22 protein-coding genes and 1 pseudogene are annotated in these 21,246 nt (G+C 36.2%); 2 read left to right on the plus strand and 21 right to left on the minus strand.

Going from position 1 to position 21,246, the window contains the following annotated elements; genetic code table 11:
* Nucleotides 1-120: 120 nt before the first annotated feature.
* Nucleotides 121-642, plus strand: a pseudogene (locus FJQ98_RS13975) (DJ-1/PfpI family protein); the annotation flags it as partial.
* Nucleotides 643-657: 15 nt separating this feature from the next.
* On the opposite strand, the gene FJQ98_RS13980 reads toward FJQ98_RS13975, so the two are convergent.
* The gene (locus FJQ98_RS13980; RefSeq protein ID WP_053592487.1) at nucleotides 658-1,542 is read right to left on the minus strand and encodes a LysR family transcriptional regulator; all 885 of its coding nucleotides are present in this window, start codon (nucleotides 1,540-1,542) and stop codon (nucleotides 658-660) included.
* A gap of 176 nt (nucleotides 1,543-1,718) precedes the next feature.
* Here FJQ98_RS13980 and FJQ98_RS13985 point away from each other — a divergent pair, with 176 nt between their 5' ends.
* The gene (locus FJQ98_RS13985) at nucleotides 1,719-2,861 is read left to right on the plus strand and encodes an MFS transporter (RefSeq protein WP_053592488.1); all 1,143 of its coding nucleotides are present in this window, start codon (nucleotides 1,719-1,721) and stop codon (nucleotides 2,859-2,861) included.
* A 188-nt stretch (nucleotides 2,862-3,049) separates the two neighbouring features.
* Here the strand turns inward: FJQ98_RS13985 and FJQ98_RS13990 are convergent, their stop codons facing one another.
* The 20 genes from FJQ98_RS13990 to FJQ98_RS14085 all read right to left on the minus strand — a co-directional run bounded on the left by FJQ98_RS13990 (nucleotide 3,050) and on the right by FJQ98_RS14085 (nucleotide 21,246).
* On the minus strand, nucleotides 3,050-4,456 hold the full coding sequence (locus tag FJQ98_RS13990) for a YcdB/YcdC domain-containing protein (protein ID WP_053592489.1): 1,407 nt from the start codon (nucleotides 4,454-4,456) through the stop codon (nucleotides 3,050-3,052).
* Between the two features lie 80 nt (nucleotides 4,457-4,536).
* Nucleotides 4,537-7,242 (minus strand): aconitate hydratase AcnA, encoded by a 2,706-nt coding sequence (acnA, locus tag FJQ98_RS13995; RefSeq protein WP_053592490.1) that lies wholly within the window; start codon nucleotides 7,240-7,242, stop codon nucleotides 4,537-4,539.
* A gap of 493 nt (nucleotides 7,243-7,735) precedes the next feature.
* Nucleotides 7,736-8,176 carry a hypothetical protein gene (locus tag FJQ98_RS14000; protein ID WP_241774459.1) on the minus strand — a complete coding sequence of 147 codons (441 nt, stop codon included), beginning with the start codon at nucleotides 8,174-8,176 and terminating at the stop codon, nucleotides 7,736-7,738.
* Nucleotides 8,177-10,771 (minus strand): hypothetical protein, encoded by a 2,595-nt coding sequence (locus tag FJQ98_RS14005; protein WP_053592491.1) that lies wholly within the window; start codon nucleotides 10,769-10,771, stop codon nucleotides 8,177-8,179.
* Between the two features lie 426 nt (nucleotides 10,772-11,197).
* A complete protein-coding gene (locus FJQ98_RS14010; RefSeq protein ID WP_241774460.1) occupies nucleotides 11,198-12,016 on the minus strand; it encodes a GH25 family lysozyme in 819 nt (272 codons plus the stop codon).
* Nucleotides 12,013-12,279, minus strand: a complete 267-nt coding sequence (locus FJQ98_RS14015; RefSeq protein ID WP_053592492.1) for a phage holin family protein — start codon at nucleotides 12,277-12,279, stop codon at nucleotides 12,013-12,015. The genes FJQ98_RS14010 and FJQ98_RS14015 overlap by 4 nt, the downstream gene beginning before the upstream one ends.
* A 12-nt stretch (nucleotides 12,280-12,291) precedes the next feature.
* Nucleotides 12,292-12,537: a hemolysin XhlA family protein gene (locus FJQ98_RS14020; protein WP_053592493.1), complete on the minus strand. Its 246-nt coding sequence runs from the start codon at nucleotides 12,535-12,537 to the stop codon at nucleotides 12,292-12,294.
* A 61-nt stretch (nucleotides 12,538-12,598) separates the two neighbouring features.
* The gene (locus tag FJQ98_RS14025; protein WP_053592494.1) at nucleotides 12,599-12,904 is read right to left on the minus strand and encodes a hypothetical protein; all 306 of its coding nucleotides are present in this window, start codon (nucleotides 12,902-12,904) and stop codon (nucleotides 12,599-12,601) included.
* Between the two features lie 199 nt (nucleotides 12,905-13,103).
* Nucleotides 13,104-13,727 carry a hypothetical protein gene (locus tag FJQ98_RS14030; protein ID WP_143114535.1) on the minus strand — a complete coding sequence of 208 codons (624 nt, stop codon included), beginning with the start codon at nucleotides 13,725-13,727 and terminating at the stop codon, nucleotides 13,104-13,106.
* 77 nt (nucleotides 13,728-13,804) lie between these two features.
* Nucleotides 13,805-13,957, minus strand: a complete 153-nt coding sequence (locus FJQ98_RS14035) for an XkdX family protein (protein ID WP_082339562.1) — start codon at nucleotides 13,955-13,957, stop codon at nucleotides 13,805-13,807.
* Nucleotides 13,954-14,172 (minus strand): hypothetical protein, encoded by a 219-nt coding sequence (locus FJQ98_RS14040; RefSeq protein ID WP_053592496.1) that lies wholly within the window; start codon nucleotides 14,170-14,172, stop codon nucleotides 13,954-13,956. Before FJQ98_RS14040 ends, FJQ98_RS14035 begins: the two co-directional genes overlap by 4 nt.
* A gap of 22 nt (nucleotides 14,173-14,194) precedes the next feature.
* Nucleotides 14,195-15,973, minus strand: a complete 1,779-nt coding sequence (locus tag FJQ98_RS14045) for a DUF6273 domain-containing protein (protein WP_053592497.1) — start codon at nucleotides 15,971-15,973, stop codon at nucleotides 14,195-14,197.
* A gap of 150 nt (nucleotides 15,974-16,123) precedes the next feature.
* A complete protein-coding gene (locus FJQ98_RS14050; RefSeq protein WP_053592498.1) occupies nucleotides 16,124-16,765 on the minus strand; it encodes a hypothetical protein in 642 nt (213 codons plus the stop codon).
* Nucleotides 16,765-17,067 carry a hypothetical protein gene (locus FJQ98_RS14055; protein ID WP_053592499.1) on the minus strand — a complete coding sequence of 101 codons (303 nt, stop codon included), beginning with the start codon at nucleotides 17,065-17,067 and terminating at the stop codon, nucleotides 16,765-16,767. The genes FJQ98_RS14050 and FJQ98_RS14055 overlap by 1 nt, the downstream gene beginning before the upstream one ends.
* Nucleotides 17,068-17,080: 13 nt before the next feature.
* Nucleotides 17,081-17,740 (minus strand): putative phage tail protein, encoded by a 660-nt coding sequence (locus tag FJQ98_RS14060; RefSeq protein ID WP_053592500.1) that lies wholly within the window; start codon nucleotides 17,738-17,740, stop codon nucleotides 17,081-17,083.
* Nucleotides 17,724-18,833: a baseplate J/gp47 family protein gene (locus FJQ98_RS14065; RefSeq protein ID WP_053592501.1), complete on the minus strand. Its 1,110-nt coding sequence runs from the start codon at nucleotides 18,831-18,833 to the stop codon at nucleotides 17,724-17,726. The genes FJQ98_RS14060 and FJQ98_RS14065 overlap by 17 nt, the downstream gene beginning before the upstream one ends.
* Nucleotides 18,811-19,275 (minus strand): DUF2634 domain-containing protein, encoded by a 465-nt coding sequence (locus tag FJQ98_RS14070; protein ID WP_053592502.1) that lies wholly within the window; start codon nucleotides 19,273-19,275, stop codon nucleotides 18,811-18,813. Before FJQ98_RS14070 ends, FJQ98_RS14065 begins: the two co-directional genes overlap by 23 nt.
* 8 nt (nucleotides 19,276-19,283) lie before the next feature.
* Complete coding sequence (locus tag FJQ98_RS14075; RefSeq protein WP_053592503.1) at nucleotides 19,284-19,568, minus strand: hypothetical protein; 285 nt, start codon at nucleotides 19,566-19,568, stop codon at nucleotides 19,284-19,286.
* On the minus strand, nucleotides 19,565-20,596 hold the full coding sequence (locus FJQ98_RS14080; RefSeq protein ID WP_053592504.1) for an XkdQ/YqbQ family protein: 1,032 nt from the start codon (nucleotides 20,594-20,596) through the stop codon (nucleotides 19,565-19,567). The genes FJQ98_RS14075 and FJQ98_RS14080 overlap by 4 nt, the downstream gene beginning before the upstream one ends.
* Nucleotides 20,593-21,246 carry a LysM peptidoglycan-binding domain-containing protein gene (locus FJQ98_RS14085; RefSeq protein WP_053592505.1) on the minus strand — a complete coding sequence of 218 codons (654 nt, stop codon included), beginning with the start codon at nucleotides 21,244-21,246 and terminating at the stop codon, nucleotides 20,593-20,595. Before FJQ98_RS14085 ends, FJQ98_RS14080 begins: the two co-directional genes overlap by 4 nt.

The raw sequence follows: 21,246 nt of genomic DNA on the forward strand, positions 1-21,246 counted from the left end.
CAATAATTTCAAAGCACTAAAATTGGTAGTGATTTCCTTATAATTCATCGAGACATGTTTCGATGCTTTTATGAAGAGCTGCGAGCTTAGGCTTTCCATTTGTTTTAATATAAAAGCTTTGATGTACTTGGCTGGAATAAATGGGAGGGCGACGGCACAACAGAGGTCGTGACAGTAGGATTGTATCAACAATTGCAATGTACATGGAATTTTAATGTAGCTCCTGAAAAATTGCTTCGTGAAATTTCATTAGAGGATTTTGATGCACTAGCGATTCCTGGAGGCTTTGAGGAGGCAGGGCTTTATGCTGATGCCTTTAGTGACGAATTTCAGGCAGTTGTTCGTCATTTCGATGAACACAAAAAACCGATTGCTACGGTTTGTGTAGCTTCCCTTATTTTAGGTCATAGCGGAGTACTACATAATCGAAAAGCTACTACTTATAATCATCCAACAAGTAAACGATTAGCACAGCTACAATCCTATGGTGCAGACATCGTCAACGAACGAATTGTTCAAACTGGACATATTATTACATCCTCCAATCCCGGCACTGCATTCGACGTTGCATTTAGCTTTCTGGAAATGCTGACATCTGAGGAAAATGCAAAAAAGGTAAAGGATTTAATGGGGTTTAATTAATTGAAAGAAGCTGTCTCAAAGCGTTAAATTGGGACAGCTTCTTTCCATTTTATTTGATAATAAATGTTGTAACTTCGATCCAAATTCTTTGCTTTTTGTAACCAATGAAATGGTTCTTGTTCTTCCAAAATTATTAATTGGTAAGGCAAAAAGCTGAAGATGACCAATATTTTTTGCCATTAGCTCTGGTACAATCGTAATCCCCATTCCAGAGGTCACAGCCCCCAAAATAAAATCGCCAAAGTTCACTTCACTTATAATATTTGGTTTATAGCCAAGTGCTTGTATTTGTTCTACTATATCCTTTCTTGAATCACAAGGAGCCTGATGAACAATAAGCGGCTCCTCACACAATTCTGCAAGGTCAACTGCTGGCCTTGAATTAAAACGATGGTTCAAAGGAAACACAGCATAGTAAGGTTCCGTAAACAATTCGCAACTCCACAAAGATTCTCCCGTATATTTTGCATCCACAAAGACTGCATCAAGTCTACCTTTTTGTAAAGATTGCAACAGTTCATTTGAAGTATTTTGAATCATTAAGGTTATAGGTCGATCTAGTAGCTTAAGTTCATTCATTTTATTTGGCAAATAATAAGTGGCTAAGCTAGGTAGACCACCGATGGCAATTGGATTGCTCTGGTTAAATTGCTGTAATTCTTCACGAATGGCAGCTAGTTCAGTAATAACTGGTGTAATTCGAGTGTAAAAACGTTCTCCAGCTTCTGTTAATTCGATACCAATGGATGTCCTATGAAATAGCTCGATGCCAAGATTATTCTCTAAGTTTCGTATATGTTTACTTAGTGCAGGTTGGGAAAGATTCGTGATTTGAGCAGCTTTAGAAAAACTTTTTTGATTGGCAGCAGCAATAAAACTATGTAACCATTCTACATTCATTGTATTCCTCCCTAACCTATAACGATTTGTTATACCCTTATAAAATAGTGATTGTTCCATATTCAGCGTTTTTTAGTAACCTATTAAATATAGAAGGTGCTTCGATTATAACATATTGTTATAAGTTATCTAATCGACAAAATACTTAGCATCTTTACTATATGGAGGTTCAATAAATGAAAAATGTTTTATTATTATCCTTTGGCATGTTTGCCTTGGGCTTTGATGCCTATGTGATTGCAGGGCTTCTCCCAGGAATTAGCGATACGTATCAAAAAAGTACATCACAAGTCGGCCAGGCTGTGAGCATTTTTACTTTGTTTTACGCAATCTCAGCGCCGTTTTTTTCTTCTTTACTTGCAGGAAAACCAATAAAAAAAATCTTATTAGGGTCAATGCTTATCTTCACAATAGCGAATAGCATCACTGCTTTAGCGCCGACCTTTTCTATTCTTCTACTATCGAGAGCAATTGCAGGGACAGGGGCTGGTTTATTTTCACCATTAGCCGTAGCAGCCTCTTCAAAGTTCGTTTCTAGTGAAAAGAGAGGGAGAGCTCTAGGTTTGACAATTGGAGGAATGAGTATGGGAACAGTGCTTGGCGTTCCTTTAGGTATATATATATCCAACTTATTTGATTGGAAATTAACGCTTTGGCTATTAGTTATGATCGGTGTAATTGCTGTTTTATGTATGTATATTTTCCTGCCCGATTTCCCAACAACGCCTCCCCCTGCACTTAACGAACGATTAAAGATGTTCCTAGATAAAAGAGTAACTATAACTGTATGTATAACATTTTTCGCCAGTGTTGCTAGCCTTGGATTGTACACATATCTATCTCCCCTATTAGAGGAAATGGCAGGCTCCAGTAACTTAACGATATATCTTTGGGCATGGGGATTCGGTGGCTTGGTTGGAAGTATAATGATTGGTTACTTAATCGACTATTTCGGGAAACCAAAAACTTTAGTTACAATCATTTTATTCACTTTAACTCTATCCATTATTTGTATACCATTAATGATTCACTTACCGATATTAAAATACTTACCGTTCTTTGTCTGGGGAGCAATGGGTTGGGCATGCCAAGCACCTCAACAACATATTTTACTCTCCTATCAGCCGAATAACGGAAGTTCGGCAGTAGCATTAAACAGTTCTGTAAATTATTTAGGTAGTGCAATAGGTGCAAGTTTAGGTGGGATTGCATTGTCCTTACAGATGGGAACAATAACATTGATTTATTTTGCGATAATCTCAATGTCATTCGCAATTTGTTTACAGTTTTATAGTATGAAGAAGAAATTTAGCGTATAAATGGATTTAAAAATTGCGGCTCTAATCGTCTATTTGATGATTCTATCCATCACTTCGATGGTTAGAGTCGCAACTTTGATGGCTCAATTCATCAATTTGACGCTTCCATTAACCACTTTGGTGGTTCTATCCGTCATTTCGGCAGTTCAATCCATCATTTTAGCGTTTCTATCCACGATTTCGAAGGTCTATACATTACTGACAATAATTTCGCCAGTTGTTGCATCAATATACCGAATAGGTAATCTAGTATGTCGATCACAAGCTTGATAGACAAGTTGATAAGACTCTATTTCATCATCGTAATTTTTGTCCCAAGTCAATTGGAAATCGACATTTTCTAGAAATTGAAGATATGCTTTTTCCAAAGAGATAGCTGGCACTGGAGGTATTTGGCTAAGTTCATCCAAATCAAAATTCGGTCCATTATAATGATCAATCAGACCTGTCGTACGATTAACAACAATGATCACCATATCAAAAATAATTATACCTTGATTACGGGCTTGGAATATAAAGGATTCTGATTCTCTTTCATCCTCTTCCTCATCTCCTCGAATTAATCGTTGAAGATAAGGATAGTAGTCAGGAATTATTTTTAGTAAAAAGTCTATTGCTTTTTGATAACATGCTTCGTGATTAAGCTGTAGATTTCCTAAGCGTTTATGCATCCATCCAAAGCTATTTATTTTACCAGTTTTTATTGAAATAAAAGCTTTTACTGTATCTTCTGATTGCATTTTAAAAAAGCTGTTCATCGATAAATCTTTTTCTTTCATCTCCCAATTCCGCTTACGCCAAACAATCCCTTGATCTGCTCCTCTATCTACTTCTCGAATAAGCTCCAGATCATCTGTTATACCAATAATATCTTCATTCGTAAATTCATTGGTCATTAAGTTAGCTGGCAAAGGAGGCAAAGCAGCATAACTTTCAGGTACATTTTCATCATGAAGTATCGTTAATGTTGGGTCTAATGCATCTGCTTTAAAATTTAGAAATGAATTTACCTCATACACGAGATGAAGTCCATCTTTCTTCACATTGTAAATATCTCGTGATAATTTTGTTATCACTAGTTGTAACGCCAATGTATTCCGCACATATTCTATCAGAGCTTCCTTCGAAACTAACTTTGAAGGTATTTCAGGGCTCGTTTTCACTCCGTAGTAACTAAATCTAACAATATTTCCCAAGAAATCAACATCAATAAAACAACCAGCATGTGCTAATGGTACATCCATAACAAACTGTTCAAAATAAAAACTTTCTACACACGACAGTTTTTTTATTTGAGAACATGTTAAGTCTTTTAATGCTTCTGGATAATGACTCAGTAAAAATTGTTCCGCACTTCTTCTTTTTTCCTCAATAGATAAAGAATCAGCTTCTGACACAATATCATTCGTTTCAATTGATAAGTGTATGAGGTGACCGGTGCAATCTAACTCAACAGTCATACTTTCATCCTGTTGTTCATTCACCCAAGAGAACATCACTCTTTCGTCATCAGAATATTCTTCTATGATAAGCTCATAGTGACTTGGTAATGAAACAATGGATAAAGCCCGTTCTTTTAGTTCATCTTTTTGCAAACTAAAGCCCTCCTTACAAATATTTTTATGTATAGACAAAAACCGATCTCCTAAGAGATCGGTTTTTTATTTTTAAATGATTACTGAGCAGCTTTCGCGCGAAGAACCATTTGTAGGATACCACCGTGACGGTAGTAGTCTACTTCTACTTCTGAGTCGAAACGAGCTAAAGCTTGGAAAGTTTTAACTGATCCGTCTTCAGATTTAGCAGTTACTGTTAAGATTTCACGTGGTTTCACGTTGTCAGTAATGTTAACAGAGATTTCTTCTTTACCAGTTAAGCCTAAAGTATCAGCTGATTCACCTTGCATGAATTGAAGTGGAAGAACACCCATCATTACTAAGTTAGAACGGTGGATACGCTCGTAAGATTGTGCGATAACTGTTTTGATACCAAGTAAGTTAGTACCTTTAGCAGCCCAGTCACGAGAAGAACCCATACCATAGTCGTTACCAGCAAGTACTACTAAGCCAGTACCTTGCTCTTGGTATTTCATACATGCGTCATAGATGTACTCTACTTCACCTGTTGGCCAGTAAGTAGTGAAACCACCTTCTGTACCAGGAGCAACTTGGTTACGGATACGGATGTTTGCAAATGTACCACGCATCATAACTTCGTGGTTACCACGACGAGAACCGTATGAGTTGAAGTCACGGATTGCAACACCGTTTTCGATTAAATATTTACCTGCAGGTGTTTCTTTACCGATTGCACCAGCTGGTGAAATATGGTCAGTTGTAATTGAGTCACCGAACTTCGCCATAATGCGTAAGCCATCTAAGCCTTTAATAGCTTCTGGTTCTTTTGCAAGACCTTGGAAGAATGGTGGGTTTTGGATGTAAGTTGATTTGTCATCAAATGTGTATAGAGACTCAGTTGATGTTTCAATTGCATTCCATTTTTCGTTCGCTGTGAATACAGTTTCGTATTCTTTTTGGAATAATTCACGGTTAACTACAGTACCTAATACTGCGTTAACTTCTTCAGTTGAAGGCCAGATATCAGCGAAGAATACTTCGTTGCCATCTTTGTCTTTACCGAATGAATCTTTTTGTAGGTCAACATCCACAGTACCAGCAAGTGCATAAGCAACAACAAGTGGTGGTGAAGCTAAGTAGTTAGCTTTTACAAGTGGGTGTACACGGCCTTCGAAGTTACGGTTACCAGAAAGAACTGAAGTTACGAATAAGTCGTTCTCTTTGATAGCGTCTTCGATTTCAGGAAGTAATGGACCTGAGTTACCGATACATGTTGTACAACCGTAACCTACAGTGTTGAAACCGATTTGGTCAAGGTAAGCTTGTAAACCTGAATCTTCAAGGTAACCAGTTACTACTTTAGAACCTGGTGCTAAAGAAGTTTTTACCCATTTAGGCACAGTTAGACCTTTTTCTACAGCTTTTTTCGCAACTAAGCCCGCAGCGATTAATACGTATGGGTTAGATGTATTTGTACAAGAAGTGATTGCAGCGATTGCTACAGCACCTGTTGGGATTTCTACATCACCTTCAGCGAATTTAGCTACAGAAGTTTTTGCGAATTCATCTTCAGTTAAACCGAAACCTTGTGTACCTTGTGGTGCCACTACTGCTTCTTTGTAACGAGTACGCATTTGAGATAGTGGAATTAAGTCTTGTGGACGTTTTGGACCAGAAAGGTTTGGTTCGATATCAGCTAAGTTTACTTCTAATACGTCAGTGTAAACTGGCTCTAAAGTTGGATCGAAGAACATGTGGTTAGACTTTAAGTAAGATTCTACAACCGCGATGTGCTCTTCGTCACGACCAGTTAAACGCATGTAGTTTAATGATTCTTCGTCAATTGCGAAGAAACCACATGTAGCACCATATTCAGGAGCCATGTTAGAGATTGTCGCACGGTCAGCTAGTGGTAATTTAGTTACGCCAGGTCCGAAGAACTCAACGAATTTACCAACTACGCCACGTTGACGTAATACTTGAGTTACTTTTAATGCTAAGTCAGTAGCAGTAGTTCCGTTTGGAAGATCGCCAACTAATTTAACACCGATAACTTCTGGAATTGGGAAGTATGAAGGTTGACCAAGCATACCTGCTTCAGCTTCGATACCACCAACGCCCCATCCAAGAACGCCAAGACCGTTGATCATTGTTGTATGTGAGTCAGTACCTACTACTGAGTCAGGGAATGTTTCGAAAGTACCGTCAGCATTTTCGTTTACGTGTACAACTGGAGCTAAATACTCTAAGTTTACTTGGTGAACGATACCAGTTGCTGGTGGTACAGCACGGAAGTTATTGTAAGCAGTTTGAGCCCATTTTAAGAAGTTATAACGCTCAGCGTTACGTTCGAATTCTAGGTCCATGTTTGCTGCTAATGCAGATGCATTACCGTATTTGTCAACTTGTACTGAGTGGTCAATTACAAGGTCAACTGGAATAGCAGGGTTGATTTTGCTTGGGTCGCCGCCCATTTCCTTCATTGCAGAACGAAGAGATGCAAGGTCAACTACTACTGGTACACCAGTAAAGTCTTGTAATACAACGCGAGAAGGTTTGAATGGTACTTCTGCTTCTGGATCTGCACCGTTACCCCATTTTGCTAATTCGTTTACGTGCTCTTCTTTGATAACATATGCATCATATTGACGTAAAACTGATTCTAATAATACTTTGATTGAGTAAGGAAGGTTTGAAACTTTTGCAACGCCAGCTTTTTCAATCGCAGCTAAGTCATAGTAATTATAAGTTTTACCATTAACTTCGAATGATGCGCGGCTGTTGTGTAAATTACCTTGTGCCATTTGCGGATCCCCCTAAATATCTTTTTGAAAAGGCCTAATTAAAATAAATTTAAAGCATCTTTTCTCCAATACCCATGATAACGCATTTATATTCATAAGTAAATTACATTAATATTATCTTTTTCAATAAGCAATACTTATGACCTTGGTTTGTAGCCAAATGTATTTAATTTTTATGGGTGCATAACATCAAGGTTTTACAAATCGGAGATTTTTATACCTTCCTATTTAAATGTATTTAAATGTATTTAACTGGGGCGTTTTTTGGGGCTCTTTCTGGGGCGTACGTAGTTTTTTAAAAATAGTGCCCCACCTTATAAAATAGTATTTTTATAATAATAGTTCGGACAGGTACGTTATATAGTAGAAATCTTAACAAAGAAAATAATTTACAACAACTAGTATTTTTTTATTGTTAATCAGGTCTCAAAAAAAGTCACTCATTTAAATAATAAAAAAATGAGTGACTTTAATAAATGTATTTTTTATAAATCTAACTCAGTACATCTGCAAGATGAATATTTTGATCAATTTTCAAAGTTATATTGTAATCTTTCCAAAATGCATCATTTTCATTATTAGCAATTATTTTACCAAGCTTTAATGATTCTTTAACTTCATTTCTAAAATTCCCCAACCCTAAGTCCTTGTATCTATTTAATCTAGGTGGCAACCTCTCAACATTTGATAAGTTAATTAAAAACGAATCCGGTATAAAATTTTCATAACTGTTTTTTCTAAGTTCTGTTATTATTCCATCTTCAATTCGTATTGTGATAAGAAAGTCTTCATAAAAAGTAATACTTAATTCGAAGTAATCTTTCTTTAAAAGGAATTTATTGTTGACCATTCTTTTAATCGTTTGTTCAATACTCTTTATGAATATTTTTTCATAATCAGCTACTACTGAGGAACGTATAAGATAATCCATCATTCATCCCCTCTTTTTAAGTTTTTTATCAATATCCTTAGTTACCTTCACAGTATCCAATTCCGAATAATCAGCAAGATCTTTGTCGAGTGCTTGTTCCATAACTTCTTTTATATCCTCAGTACTAATCACTAATTTATCAGTTATAAGTACTTTGAATAATTCTTCCATAAATATATTTCTTGAATTATTAAGTTGTTGATAATGTTTTCTATATTCTGAGTGTAAAAAAGTTAACACTTCGATAGGTAAGAAGATTGGTCTTGTATGATTATTCTCAGGAAGCTTTTTGTAAAAATAATCTGCCATAGTCTCATAATTGTTAGTGTTAAAGTTATTAGAAATAAATATATGTGCACTAAGCTGTTTAGTATTACTGAATTTCGTAATGTAATTTATTTGATTTAGCATTTCAACATAATCATAAGCCTTTCTCTGCTCACTTTTACCTAAGTCATATCCATCAGAAGTTTTATTTAATTTACAGTCATACGAAAAAACATATTGTTTTTTTTGTTCTTCAGCTCCTTGTACTGTATACGTCAAAGCAAAAATCCCTTCAGGCACTTCTTTTCCTGACATTTTTTTACCCCATTTTTCAGCATTTGGAAAAATATCTTTTATAATATTAAACACATCATCTTCAAAATCTCCTGGCGAATATTTGTCCCCAATTGATTCTGGCTCCGGTAAATTTACTAATATATCAAATGATTTACTTGCAACGCTTGATAAATATGATTTTGTACGATGTTTTATAGACTCATAAATCTGTCCAAAGAAATCCTTTGGTTCTTGCATGTTATAAACACTACCGAAACTTATTGGGAAAATACAATTATTGTTATATTTATCTAAATATTTCTCAAGAACACCAACAAAAACTATTACTGTAGGGGTTAAAGTACGATTTATTTTTTCAAGTACGCTGTTTGAAATTGCTCCTTGCTGTACAAGAATTTGTAAAGATTCGTTTGTTTGTTTATTATCTAAATTAATAAATTTATATTTATTTTTATTATATTTTTTTTCTGTATCTTTATTTAATTCCCACTCTGTCTTTTCACAAAATGAAGTAGCAAGCTTCTTTACATATGCTCTAATTGTATCCAATGAAATATTTAATGAATCATATTGACTTACTTTCAACTGTGTATTTCCGCAGCTTGGACATTCTGATAAGGTGAAGGTGATAGAAGTATCTTCTGAATAGTCACACTCTGGGTTTTTACAGGTAACATTTTGCTCTAATTCTTCAACAACGATTTTATCTTGTATTAATTTGTTGAATAAATCTTCTTCAATACTTGGAAAATCTTTTTTGAATGAAAGAGTCATCAAATAATCTGTTAAATCAGCTTTTCCAGCCACAAATTTTGAATTTGAAATTAATTTATTTAAAGGTATTCCAAATTTCATTAAAAATTTATCTTCGATATCTTTTTTCACTTCCGATTCAAGTCCGCTATCATCTATCGAAAACATAATGTTCCCATCATCAAATACTGTTGATCTAATTGTTCTACTCACCTTTGAAGTTTTAAAAGCTAAACTTTCTATATCTTTTATACTTTCTAAATCAACACACTCTCTTGTATGTGCATCTTTTACTGATGGTAAGACATCTCCGTTATTTAATTGAAAAATCAGACTGGGGGAATTTATTAAAGGGCTACTTCTGAAAACAATTTTATTAATAATAAAGTCCTGAACTTCATGTCCATTAGGTGTTATCCCTTCTAAAATAGCTTCCTTTAATTTTTCTGGTTGATACTTAGTAAATAACTCTGGCTCTATTTCAGTTAAATTAGTTGCAAATGTTTTTTCTAAATATTTTTTTATGCTAATTTTTTCTCTTTGGAATTTCGATCTAATTTCTAAAATGTTGTTTGAAATATCTATTTGAAACATAATTGGCGCTACTTCTTTGTTCCTAAAAGGTTCATCGAAATCCGGTCTGATTACATCACTAATTTGTCTGTACAACATTACCACTAATCTATTTTCTCCATCCATTGCATACGAAAATACATCATAATAACTCTCTTTATTTGAGTTAGAATGCATAAAATCAACAAAGTCCTTTTTGAATTCTGTAGGTATTTTTTTGCATTTCTCGAAAGTGACAATTTTATTTAACAAAAATTGTTTTCCAGTTCCTTTACTATCCCAATGATACCAAGTATAAATTTCATTTATATGATCGCTATTATCTTTCATCATCTGGTATAATTGACATATCGATGAATTTCTGTATAACTTATCATATTCTACAGCGACTGAATTATAGTATCTTGTTACAGTTTTTTTCTTTCTACTTAAAAACTCCCGTAAAATTATAATCTCCCTTAGAACATCAGCTGAAATAAATTTAAAACACTCTATTTTCTCTCCCTTCTTTTTTGTTTCATTTAAATCCACACCTAATAAATCCCCTATTTCTTCCAATTCAAAAAGTGAACAACTATTAAGCATACTCTTAAATCTAAATTGCAGTTCAGATATAGGTATTTCAAGAATTTTATCAATTGAAACTTCAACTCGTCTCCAATATTTAAGATCAAATTTTTCTAGTTTCGAATCTACATTATTTGACACTAACAAACACCCTTTTTGTTTTTTATTACTATTGTCGACTTTTACAAAGAGGAAATCAATACCATTTTACCATTTATTTTTAAAAACTTAATCTTATTACCATATTATCAGAACGTTTGTTCCGTTTCAATTGTTATAGCAAAAAATAGTGATTAAATTTATACTTTGAACATTTACAAAATTCGTTTCACAACTGAAATAAGCAACCCTAAAGCCTATCCAACAGTCGTCTACTTTAGTTCTTCATAAAATGTCTGTGTTAACCCAAGCATCCAAGAGGAGTTACAATGTACTTTCATGTTTAATTCATACACACTAGTAGTGTTTAAATAGATAAATAAACGCCAAAAACCAAAACAGCAATTAAGCGATCTTGGTCTTTGGTATATTTATGACAAAAACATTTGTGTACCATACTAATCTATACTATTTTTTATTATTTTCTCGTTGTGCAATGATGATTTTTAAACCTTCCAAATCGCCTCCCGTCAGAGTGCCTTTATCAAATTTATCTAGCCATGACTTATCAATCAGCTTTTTATCTACTGCTTGTTTGAGGTAATCACGTACTGCAGCTTTGGTTGTTGAGTTAGTAAATTTCATTTTATCATCATCCTTTTCATTTAGTTTAGGTGCCTTGTCCACCACAATTATATTGACAAACCAAGATAACGGCTTAGATCCGTTTAATACGTTTAGATCGACTGGCCCTGTAATACCTTGTACTATACCTTTATCCGTGAATTGCCATAAGTCACAGGCGAAATTAGGTTTTTTACCTGGGGCACTTGTGCCACTGTAACGTGGAATCCATAGAAAATCATAATTTTTAATGGTATCCATCCTATAAGGTTTGTAAAAATGATGACCTGTGTACAGCCCAACTTTAACGCCTTTGCCTTTCAAGTAATCCACGAATGCTTGTGTGCCCTGAACAATGTTTTGCACGCTTGCTCCAAAGCTTTCTTCGACATCCACAACGAAAAATAACGGATTGTGTTTTTGTGCTCGGTTGTAGAAATCTTTTGCTTGTACCAATGCCTCTGCAGCATTTTTAAAAGTCACATAAATATACACTCCAAACGGTATCTTGTGATTTTTACATCCATTGATATTTTGAATATATTTTCGGTCGATAGTGCTAGTACCGTATTGAGTACGGATAATGGCCAAGCTAACTTCTTTGCTAGCTTTAGACCAATCAATATCACCTTGATGATGAGATATATCAATAATTTTAGTCATTTGTTACCACCATCTTTACTTGAATATTGTTTATATAATTGGTTAGCAAATACAGCAGCCCCGCTTACTAGAATGCCTTGTACAATCGCTGGCATATTTATACCCATAATGCCAATTGTAAATAAAACTCCCAAAAACAATAAAATATATGGAATCAGCCAGTCTAGCATTTTAGGTGTGTTCTTTAAAACTTGTCCGATAACTAATAAAACAGGCACTACAATTAGCGCCTGTTCGATGATGTAATCATATAAAAATTCCACTTTATTATCCCCCTATTTTGTTTTGATAACTAGCGCTAATAATCCTAAAATAACAGCACCAATAATAGTAGTAGACGCCCACCAAACAATTTTATCGATTTTATTTAATCGATGGTGAGCACTTTTTGTGCTTGCTAGGGCTTCATCCGCTTTATCTTCTGCTCGGTTTGCTGTATCACGGATATGATTAATACCATCTAATTTTTCACCAATAGCCCCTAAGCGCTCATATACGTCTCTTACTAAATCATCACCCATAAGTCACCTTGCCTTTCTGCATAATAAAAGCCCTCCACAATTATCTGTGGATGGCCTGATATTAAAGCATTTTATTTAATTCGATTACAAACTCTTGATAATTTTTAATGTTCCCGTTTAGGCGAGATTCTTTTTTTGCAAGTTCTACTAATTCATCTCCAACAATATTAATATTCGCCTGAACAAATTCAGTTCTCGAGCTAGGAGTAACATGGTTCTTTAATTCTTTCAACAGCGATACTCTTTCTTCAGATTTTCTTAAATCCGCTTGCACTTGTATTAATTCTTGTTCCCATACAGCGATAAATTCTTTGTAAACTTTGATTTCTGCATTTATGGTATCTTGGCTGAATTTTACTTCTTGCATATTTATCATCTCCTTTTATCTACAAACATTCGACAAAAGGATAGGGTTTCCTTTCATTTCATTTCAGACAATAAATATAACTATAAAACGCAACGAGAATTAGTGACATGTACTGTTATCTATCTCGATTTCTCTCACAGCACATAATAAAAGACCTTCATATCTATGAAGGTCAATGTAATTTACACTAGTGTTTATCCTAAATACCAAAAAGTTTACGTTCATGTGGACCATCAACAATCATAGAAAACTCAGGATGTTCATAAGTGTCAATCTTTATTTCTTTTTTTATAAAAGTAATTTCATCTGATTTTAATTTTTTGACTTTTAAATCGGCACAAGGAAATTCACCTTGTATATATAATACTTTTAACACTTTTTTCGAATCTGGAGCAATATAATCGAACTTTTCTGTTCTATTGATTGTCTTGTAATCTATAAATCTCTTATTTAGTATATCAGCTTCATCAATTCCAAAATCAAAATCTCCCTTTTTAATAGTAATTGAGTAATCTAATACAACATTAGTTGCAGGTAACTCTCCATTATTCTCAATTGTCAACTTCCACAATTTAGTGTTATGTTGTATTTTTGGAAAACCTCTTGTTTCAAAATTTATTTCCAATAATTCTTTATTAACACTTTTACTATATTCATTTTCTGAATCTTCGAATGTAGATTTAACACTTAATTTGGGATTGACATCTTTCTTTGTAAATCTATATACACGATATGCTATTAATATATTTAGGATTGAAATAATCAGAGTAATAATTTTTTCGTTTAGTAGTTTTCTAAATAGAAATTCGATATTTTCAATCACAATAACCACACCCTTCCCTCTACAATAATTCGACAAAAGGAAAGGATTTCCTCCCAACTTAGACAATAAAAATAACGCTAAGCTTCTGCTTGCGTCTTAAAATCTTGCCCCGTAATTTCCTTGTACTGTTCTTCCATAATCTTCCCCGCCATGACAAAAATCTTCACTTGGTCTTTTGTGAAGAATCTTGGGTAGTATGCTTTTGCTGCATTAAAATAGACCTGATTCATAGTGACCCCTCCCGTTTCAATAATTGAAGTAAAATCTCCGCTTGAACGGCTTCGATATTTTCAATACGTAGATCTTTTTCAAGCAATGCGAAAGTTAGATTGGCGTTTTCCTCTTCTAATCTTACAATCTTCTCCTGGTCCGTTTCGCCACCAAACGGCTTGACCGCTTCGCCAAATGAGCCATCCGGTAAACGTCTTTTGATTTCCAAAGACATCTTCTTCACCCTTTCCTATACGTCATGCTTGAAATGCTCCAGACACCTTGGCAATGTTCCCGTCTGATATGGAAAGCTTCAGAACGATCTTGCCTTTCGGAGCCGGCGCGATATGGTCAAATTCATCTTCGGTGATGTTGTCTATCAGCTCGACAGTGTTCGTTTTATCCATGGCTTCAAACTTCTCTTGTTCAGCAGGATCTGTCATAGAAACAGCTACGGCCAGAGAGGCTGCTGTATCATGTTCAATCCAAGTGACAAGTCCCTGTGCTTCAGCCGTTGCCGGTTGCAGTGCGAAACGTGCCACCGCTTCGGTCAACTGCGAACCGTTGAACTCCCGCTGAATAGCGACTGTTTTCTGCATTGTGAAGTTGTATGTGTCCTCAACTTGGAGCGTGAGCGTGTTGTTCCCGTCCACCAAAGAAGAAACCGAAAGCGTGAAGTCGAACGGTCCTGAAGCTCCTCTGTACACTTGGACAAAACTTCCACCATTTAATTTATAACGGAGCGTCACGTCATTGCCGTCCGGATCGCTTACGTTCCCGCTTACAGTCATGAGCTCCGATTCAATTACTCCAGTTTGTTTCTTAAAGCTGTCCACTTGAAGAACCGGAGGTCGGTTAGCAACAATACGGAAGCTCCGCACTTGAACTGTAGATTCTCCGTTTTTGTCATCTTCAGCCCGTAATCTCAGGACATGGTCAACACCTTCAGCCAGGGTATCAGTCACGGCAATGGAACCGTCAAAAATTTTGCCATTCGTGAATTTCAGCGTCTTGCTGTACGAAATTGGCGTGAAGCCGTCAGAAACGCTAGCTGCAAGAGTGCGCTCTGTTCTGTTATTAATGCTATATTTCACACTTACAACATCACCAGCGTCTTTATATACGGCTTGCCCTGATAGATTGATAGTATCACCTTCATAGAGAGTACGGCCGTCTACCTCTGCAAGCGTAACTGTAGGGACAGCATTCCAAGTAATTACGTAAGCGTCGTCTGCATCAAGATTATCTGAAACCCAGATTTCAGATGGTAGATTCAAAGCGGGACGAACTCCAAAGTGCCCATAGAATGCTGCGTAGTAGTGGAGTAACCCAGCAGAATGTACGCCACGCGCGTAGTTCGATTCCCCGGCAAATGGGGTTCTTAACCACCAATGCCACGACCGAGTAGCACTCAAAGTTGAATTGGTATAGGATGTTTTTGAAACAGCTTCAGCTGTTGGATTAGCCTGCCTTGAAGCATCATTAGAGAAAAGAGCAAGTCTTGAGCCTTCCGAAATGCCGTTTTCGTTTGCAAATCCCACTTCGGTATTTGATAGGAGAAAAACCTTGTCTTGGACCGTTTCACTTCCCCCGCCGTCCGTCACCGTGTTCCGAGCTACTGAAAGAGTAGTATTCAGAATACGGTTTTTGAAATGCGCTGAGAAGTTCCCTAGGAAACCTCTTTCGCTATCATAAGGATTATAGCCAGACCAAACATTGACGCCTGTCGGCGGTTGGTCCGCTCCATGCTGTGCTGAATACCACGGCTGAGTGTCCTTGTTTAGCCATTGACGGATGTTGGAATGTAGATAGCGGTTATTCCCGTTTGTTCTCCGATTCGCGTCTGTGTTCCCAGGTTCAATGGCGTCAAAAGACTTCAATGTGATGATACGTTCAGTAAGTAATGTCACCGAATCAACAGGATAGCCCGGGTGGTTTTTAGCGGTTACCTGGAATATGATAGGTTTCCCGTTGTACGTTGTTCCGGGATCCTTTACCTTTGTCCCTACGGGCAGACTGCTTAATAGTTGCGCCATTTTGTTCACCTTCTCCTTCAAATAGTCTTTCAATGAACTTATCTATATTTGAAATCAAGTAATAGCAGTTACCATGGCACATAGAACATAGACCTTCCAACTGCTAAAAGACTGTTCAATTTGTTCAGGGCTCTTCCCCTCCCCTTGATGTTAGACAACTTCATTCATTGATACGGAGTAAGTTCCCCAGAGTCCCGGTTTCAATCGTTGCTGTACTACATCTAGTTCAGCATTTGAACGGGCAATGAAAGCCCCTTTCGAGTAGTTCTTCTTGGTTGCTTGCACTGTGAGAACGTTACTTTCAATAACTGTAATCAGAATGTCCTCTGAGTTAGTGCTATCGTAAAGCGTTACTTCAGTGAGCGGTTGAAAGCCTGAAGCATCCACCACATTTAAAGTAGTGGCTCCTATCGGAATTGTATCCTTCACCACAGTTTTTACTGTGTCTAGCTCCATCTTTCGTGCCTGTTCTCCGTCAAGTGCATCAACAAATGTTTCACTGTTGCCTGATACACGGTCATCTAATTCAAGTTGTATTTGTATACGACGTATAGTCGCCTCTAAAGAAATTAAATAATTCCTGTTAATTTCGATATTTTCATCAAGATGATTCATAACTTTCTGATTGTGTCGAGTACCCTCTTGCAATGCTTCCCACACAGGTAACCCAGTAACACGCTCATTTTTTTGTGTTCCTGTACTTAGGTCAATTACTGGGATAAAGTCCCCTTTTTCATCAATTCGTAAGATGTGATCTAGAAAATTTATTCTTTCATATTTTTTTATAGCCACTATGCAACAACTCCCTCTGCAATGATGGGAATATCAAAAACATACATGAAGCCATCATTTTCTTTGTAAAAATTCGTTGGACCACTCACTAAGATTGCATTATCTCTATCAAGTAATGCTGCATGTGTTACCGCTCCGCTGAAGTCATCCAAATAAAACATTACACGAATGATGTTCCCTAGCTGTTCCGTTTTAAAAATATCAATATCACGCTCAACACCTTCAATTAAAAAACGCCCCTTTTGTACATTGGAAAGTAGCGTTTGAAACAATAACTTTATTAATCTTTCATGGACTTGCATATCATCACCTCATTTAATAAGAAAATGCCATACCTGTAACTGGATAAATGACTTTGTAACCGTGTGCTTTTGAAGGAATATCAATCTTAGACTCACTTCTTACACCAACACCGTTGTCATTTGTAATTGCTTGATTAGTATTAGGATAGACAACCGGATAAACATGTTTACGCGCACTTACTTTAATACCTGGCACCTCAAATACATACATAAATAAACTTTGTAAATGAGCCGGTTTTATCTCTTCTATTGCTTCTACTAAGCCTTTTCCTACTAAACCACCGGTATGAGGTATTCTGACAATAAACTCATACGCACAAGGTACATCAATAACTTTTGCATTTCGATTTTCAACAAATGCATTAACCGCATTTTCTAGCCTTTTTCTTGTAATAGTAAAATACTTATTGAGCTCATATAATATTCTCTGAATTCTCTCAGCATCTGTCTTTTTCTCTTTATAGACAATACCTAATTTATCTTCCCAGTATGTTAAACTCCACGTGCCATGTTGAGGAAAAAGTTCAGTAGTAAGATTCTCTGCAAATTTAACTATCATATCCATGACAGATCCGTTAGCTTCAAAAATCGAAAGGGAATAGTTATCGTTATTATAAATTGGTGTTACGCCTTTGAGCATCTTTTTAGCAGTACTATTAAGCTGCTGTATCAATATGTAACACCTCACTAACTACAGCTCGTTCGCCTTCCGCTAACACAATATTGGCCGCAGCATCATTTAGTAATAAATCTTCATAATCAATTACTCCCTCCGTTTTGATAATGGTTGCACCGACTAGCGCATACTTGATAATTGGTTGATCTGAAAAATAATTATTTATGTTATCTTCCAGTTGTTTTAAAACTTCGTCTATTTCATACCCTTTTTCAAGCACTAATTTAACCTTAATTGATACCGGCACAGGTGTTATAGTTCCGATTGTTACATGGGCACCAATAGGGGCTTTACCTTCACCAATCCCATCTACAGGGTCGATATAGACTTTTACTTCATCTATGAGTTGTTGAGTAGCAATTTGTCGGTTACGGTCTGTAATTAGGACACGAACTGTTTTTGGTCCGTCCCATAAAGGTTGTACAATTACATCACCAACCCCATCAACTTCTTTCGCCCAACGTACATAATCACTCTTAGCACCACTTAAAGGCTTATTTCGATTCCTTTCCAATATCCGCTCCCTATAACTCTCATCATCCTCTATAGCAGCACCATCAGTTACAGCTTCTGGGTTATACAATCTTTTAAGTCCTTTGATTGGTTTTTCAATTCCAACAATCGTATTCGGTGGCACGTTACCGTGTAGACCCGCCTCAACAGCTTTAATTGGCAATGTTATCTCACCACTAGTACCAATCACACCACCTTTTTGTATACTGTATCTAACACTTTCCTCATGTTCATCTCCAAGAGTTACAACGATTTCTCCTGCAGGAATAACGGTACCTTCATCCGCAATAAATGTTTCGAGTGTTGTTGCTTGTACTGCAGCTTTACGATAAACACCGATTGGTTCGCCATGCAATTCTAAAAATTGTCCAAAAGCAAACTGTGGAAACATAATCATTAACGTGAGAGGAAGTGTATACTCAACAAGTTCGCCTGCTATCCTAGCCGTTGGTTTCGTGTGGTCCCAATACATATGACCTTCTGATGTATCAATGCCTTGTGGTGCCATTTTAAGCATTTTTTCATGTATTTGAGTTTCTGTAATCTGCAAATGTTCAGGCAACTGAAATTCTAGCATTCAATTCCCCTCCTCTCTGTATCTCAATTCGATCAATGCCATAAATACTTTCAATTAAAAAATGAACCCAACAGCTATCGCCTTCCCATTCAAAAGTGAATGAGGATACATTAACTGTGCGTTCATCAATCATTAGCGCCTCTTTAATTGTTCGTTTTAATTCGCTCTCGGCAATACCGCGAGGATAGTTAGCTCTTACAATAGCATCAAATTCAACACCAAAATCTGGGCTATAGCAATCTCGTTCATATCGCTCCGTTAAGCAACATTTAATAGCCCAGAAGCGGTAAGCATCTATTGCTGTATCTTCTAACGTTTTACCTGTGCCAGTAACAATTACTTTTCCTTCTTGATAGTCATATCTATATGACCTGACATCCTGTAATGTCTCAATATCTTCGCCGTACATTAATGTTGGTGCATCAAATGTAGCATAGCTCATGTTGCTTATCACCCCTTAATACGTGCAGTAATAACATACGTATGCCCATCTTCAATAGGAATACATAAAACCCTATCATTTGGCTTTAATGGATCTAACTCAGAACCTAAACTTAAAGAGTGACTTACAGAATAATCACCAGGAGGAATTTGTTTTGAAAAACCATCAGGTAGCAAATTAAGCTGGCCGTCTATTGTTCCGAAAACCGGGAAGCGTGTACGCTCCCCTGAAATTTTGTTAGCTATTGTTACAAATGCCTTTGCAAGAGCATTACCCCCTAAATTTTGAGTCATTTATTCGCCTCCAATGTAAGTGTCATCATACCTTTTTCTATGTTACGACTAACACTTTCGACAATACACTTAATACTGGTTTGCTTACCATCTTTCATTCCGCCAATTGTTCCCGAAGCGACCATAATAGCATCACCCTTGCGAACCCATGGAATATCAGGATGTGTAACACCTCGTTCAATTTCAGGCTTACCACGCTCTTTTAAAATTGTATTTGCAGCTTTACTTGCTTCACTTGCGGTTTTAAAATCTGACTTATATAAAATATCCTGTACCTTTCCAAATTCCGTTTTACCTGTTTTTGTAGCGTGTACAGCAGGTCTTTTCCCTTCACTTGAATTACTATAAATTTTTACAACAGTCACTAAGTCCTCGCTAGAATGCATATCATAGCCACTCTCAACTGTCCTATCAGTTAATTCATAAACAATTGGATTGGTACCTTTTTTGATTGATTCCAATTTTCCTTTAGTTGAGCGAACAACATAGTAACCATCACCTTTTTCTTTCGATTCCTCAAGACGTTGTGCTATTGTATTTCCCACGTTACCGTTATACATTTTCTTTGTTAAAGCAGCGTTTGGCCCGTCTATTTGACCCAACGGAACACCCATATCATTAGCAATTGTTTTAATTGATGTACCACCACTAATACCATCCTTAAAGTAAAAATGTTCTTTGGATTGCATGATATTAAACACTGGATCATAAGCGATAAATTCAATCGTGTGATTCTCAGCGATTGTTTTCCAATTATGAATCGAACCACGAAAAATTTCAGTAAAATTCATTCCAGCACTCTTTGCTTCTAACACTAAACGTTTTGCAAGATAAACGTGTTGATGAATCCATCCGTTATCACGCTTAATATTTTTCATTCGTACTTTTACATGTGCAGACAGCTCTCCGTCAAGTTCTTCATGGTGACACGATTCTATAAGGTTAGTAATATCAATGGTAGCTCCTGTAGGTGGTAAAATCACGAGACGATATACAACTTTTGTAAGATCAAATAACTTTGCCGTCACTTTAACCAATCCTTTGGTATCGTTAAGACCTCACCTGGATAAATTAAGTCTTTATTTTTACTTTTTAATTTATTTTTGTTTAGATTCCACAACTCGGGCCATTTGTTTCCGGATCCAGTTAACTTTCTTGATATGGTCCAAAGACTGTCACCTTTCACTACGGTGTATGTTTTAGGCATTGTTTTCGTTTCTTGACGCTTTTTCTGAGTTACATTTTGAGTGTTTGTAATTTCCTTAACCTCAAAGCTACGATACTCGGTTAAAATTAATGAATATGGGAGGTTGCCACCTGCTTTTTCAATAATAGGTTCAAAGCTACTAAAATATACAGGCAAGTTCCAATACGTTTTAGTTATTACAAGTCGAAGCTTCTTACCATATGGACCGGCATTACTCCAATTCCTAAACTTTTCAACAATTGCATTAGGTTCTAAATTTGAAGTCCGTCTTCCTAACGTAGTTGATCTTTTTGGCAGTATCCCTGTCACCTCAAAGGTAATAGGTAGGCGACCTCGAGGAATTTCGACACTCCCCAAAACTATAGGCTCAAATGATATGGTTTTTGTACCAATGGAGATCTTTATTTGAGATGGTGCGACAGGAAAGTAAACAATCTCCTTTGTTTCTGGATCAATTAAAGCGAAATCCAT

Source organism: Lysinibacillus agricola (assembly GCF_016638705.1).
Classification (GTDB): Bacteria; Bacillota; Bacilli; order Bacillales_A; family Planococcaceae; genus Lysinibacillus; species Lysinibacillus agricola.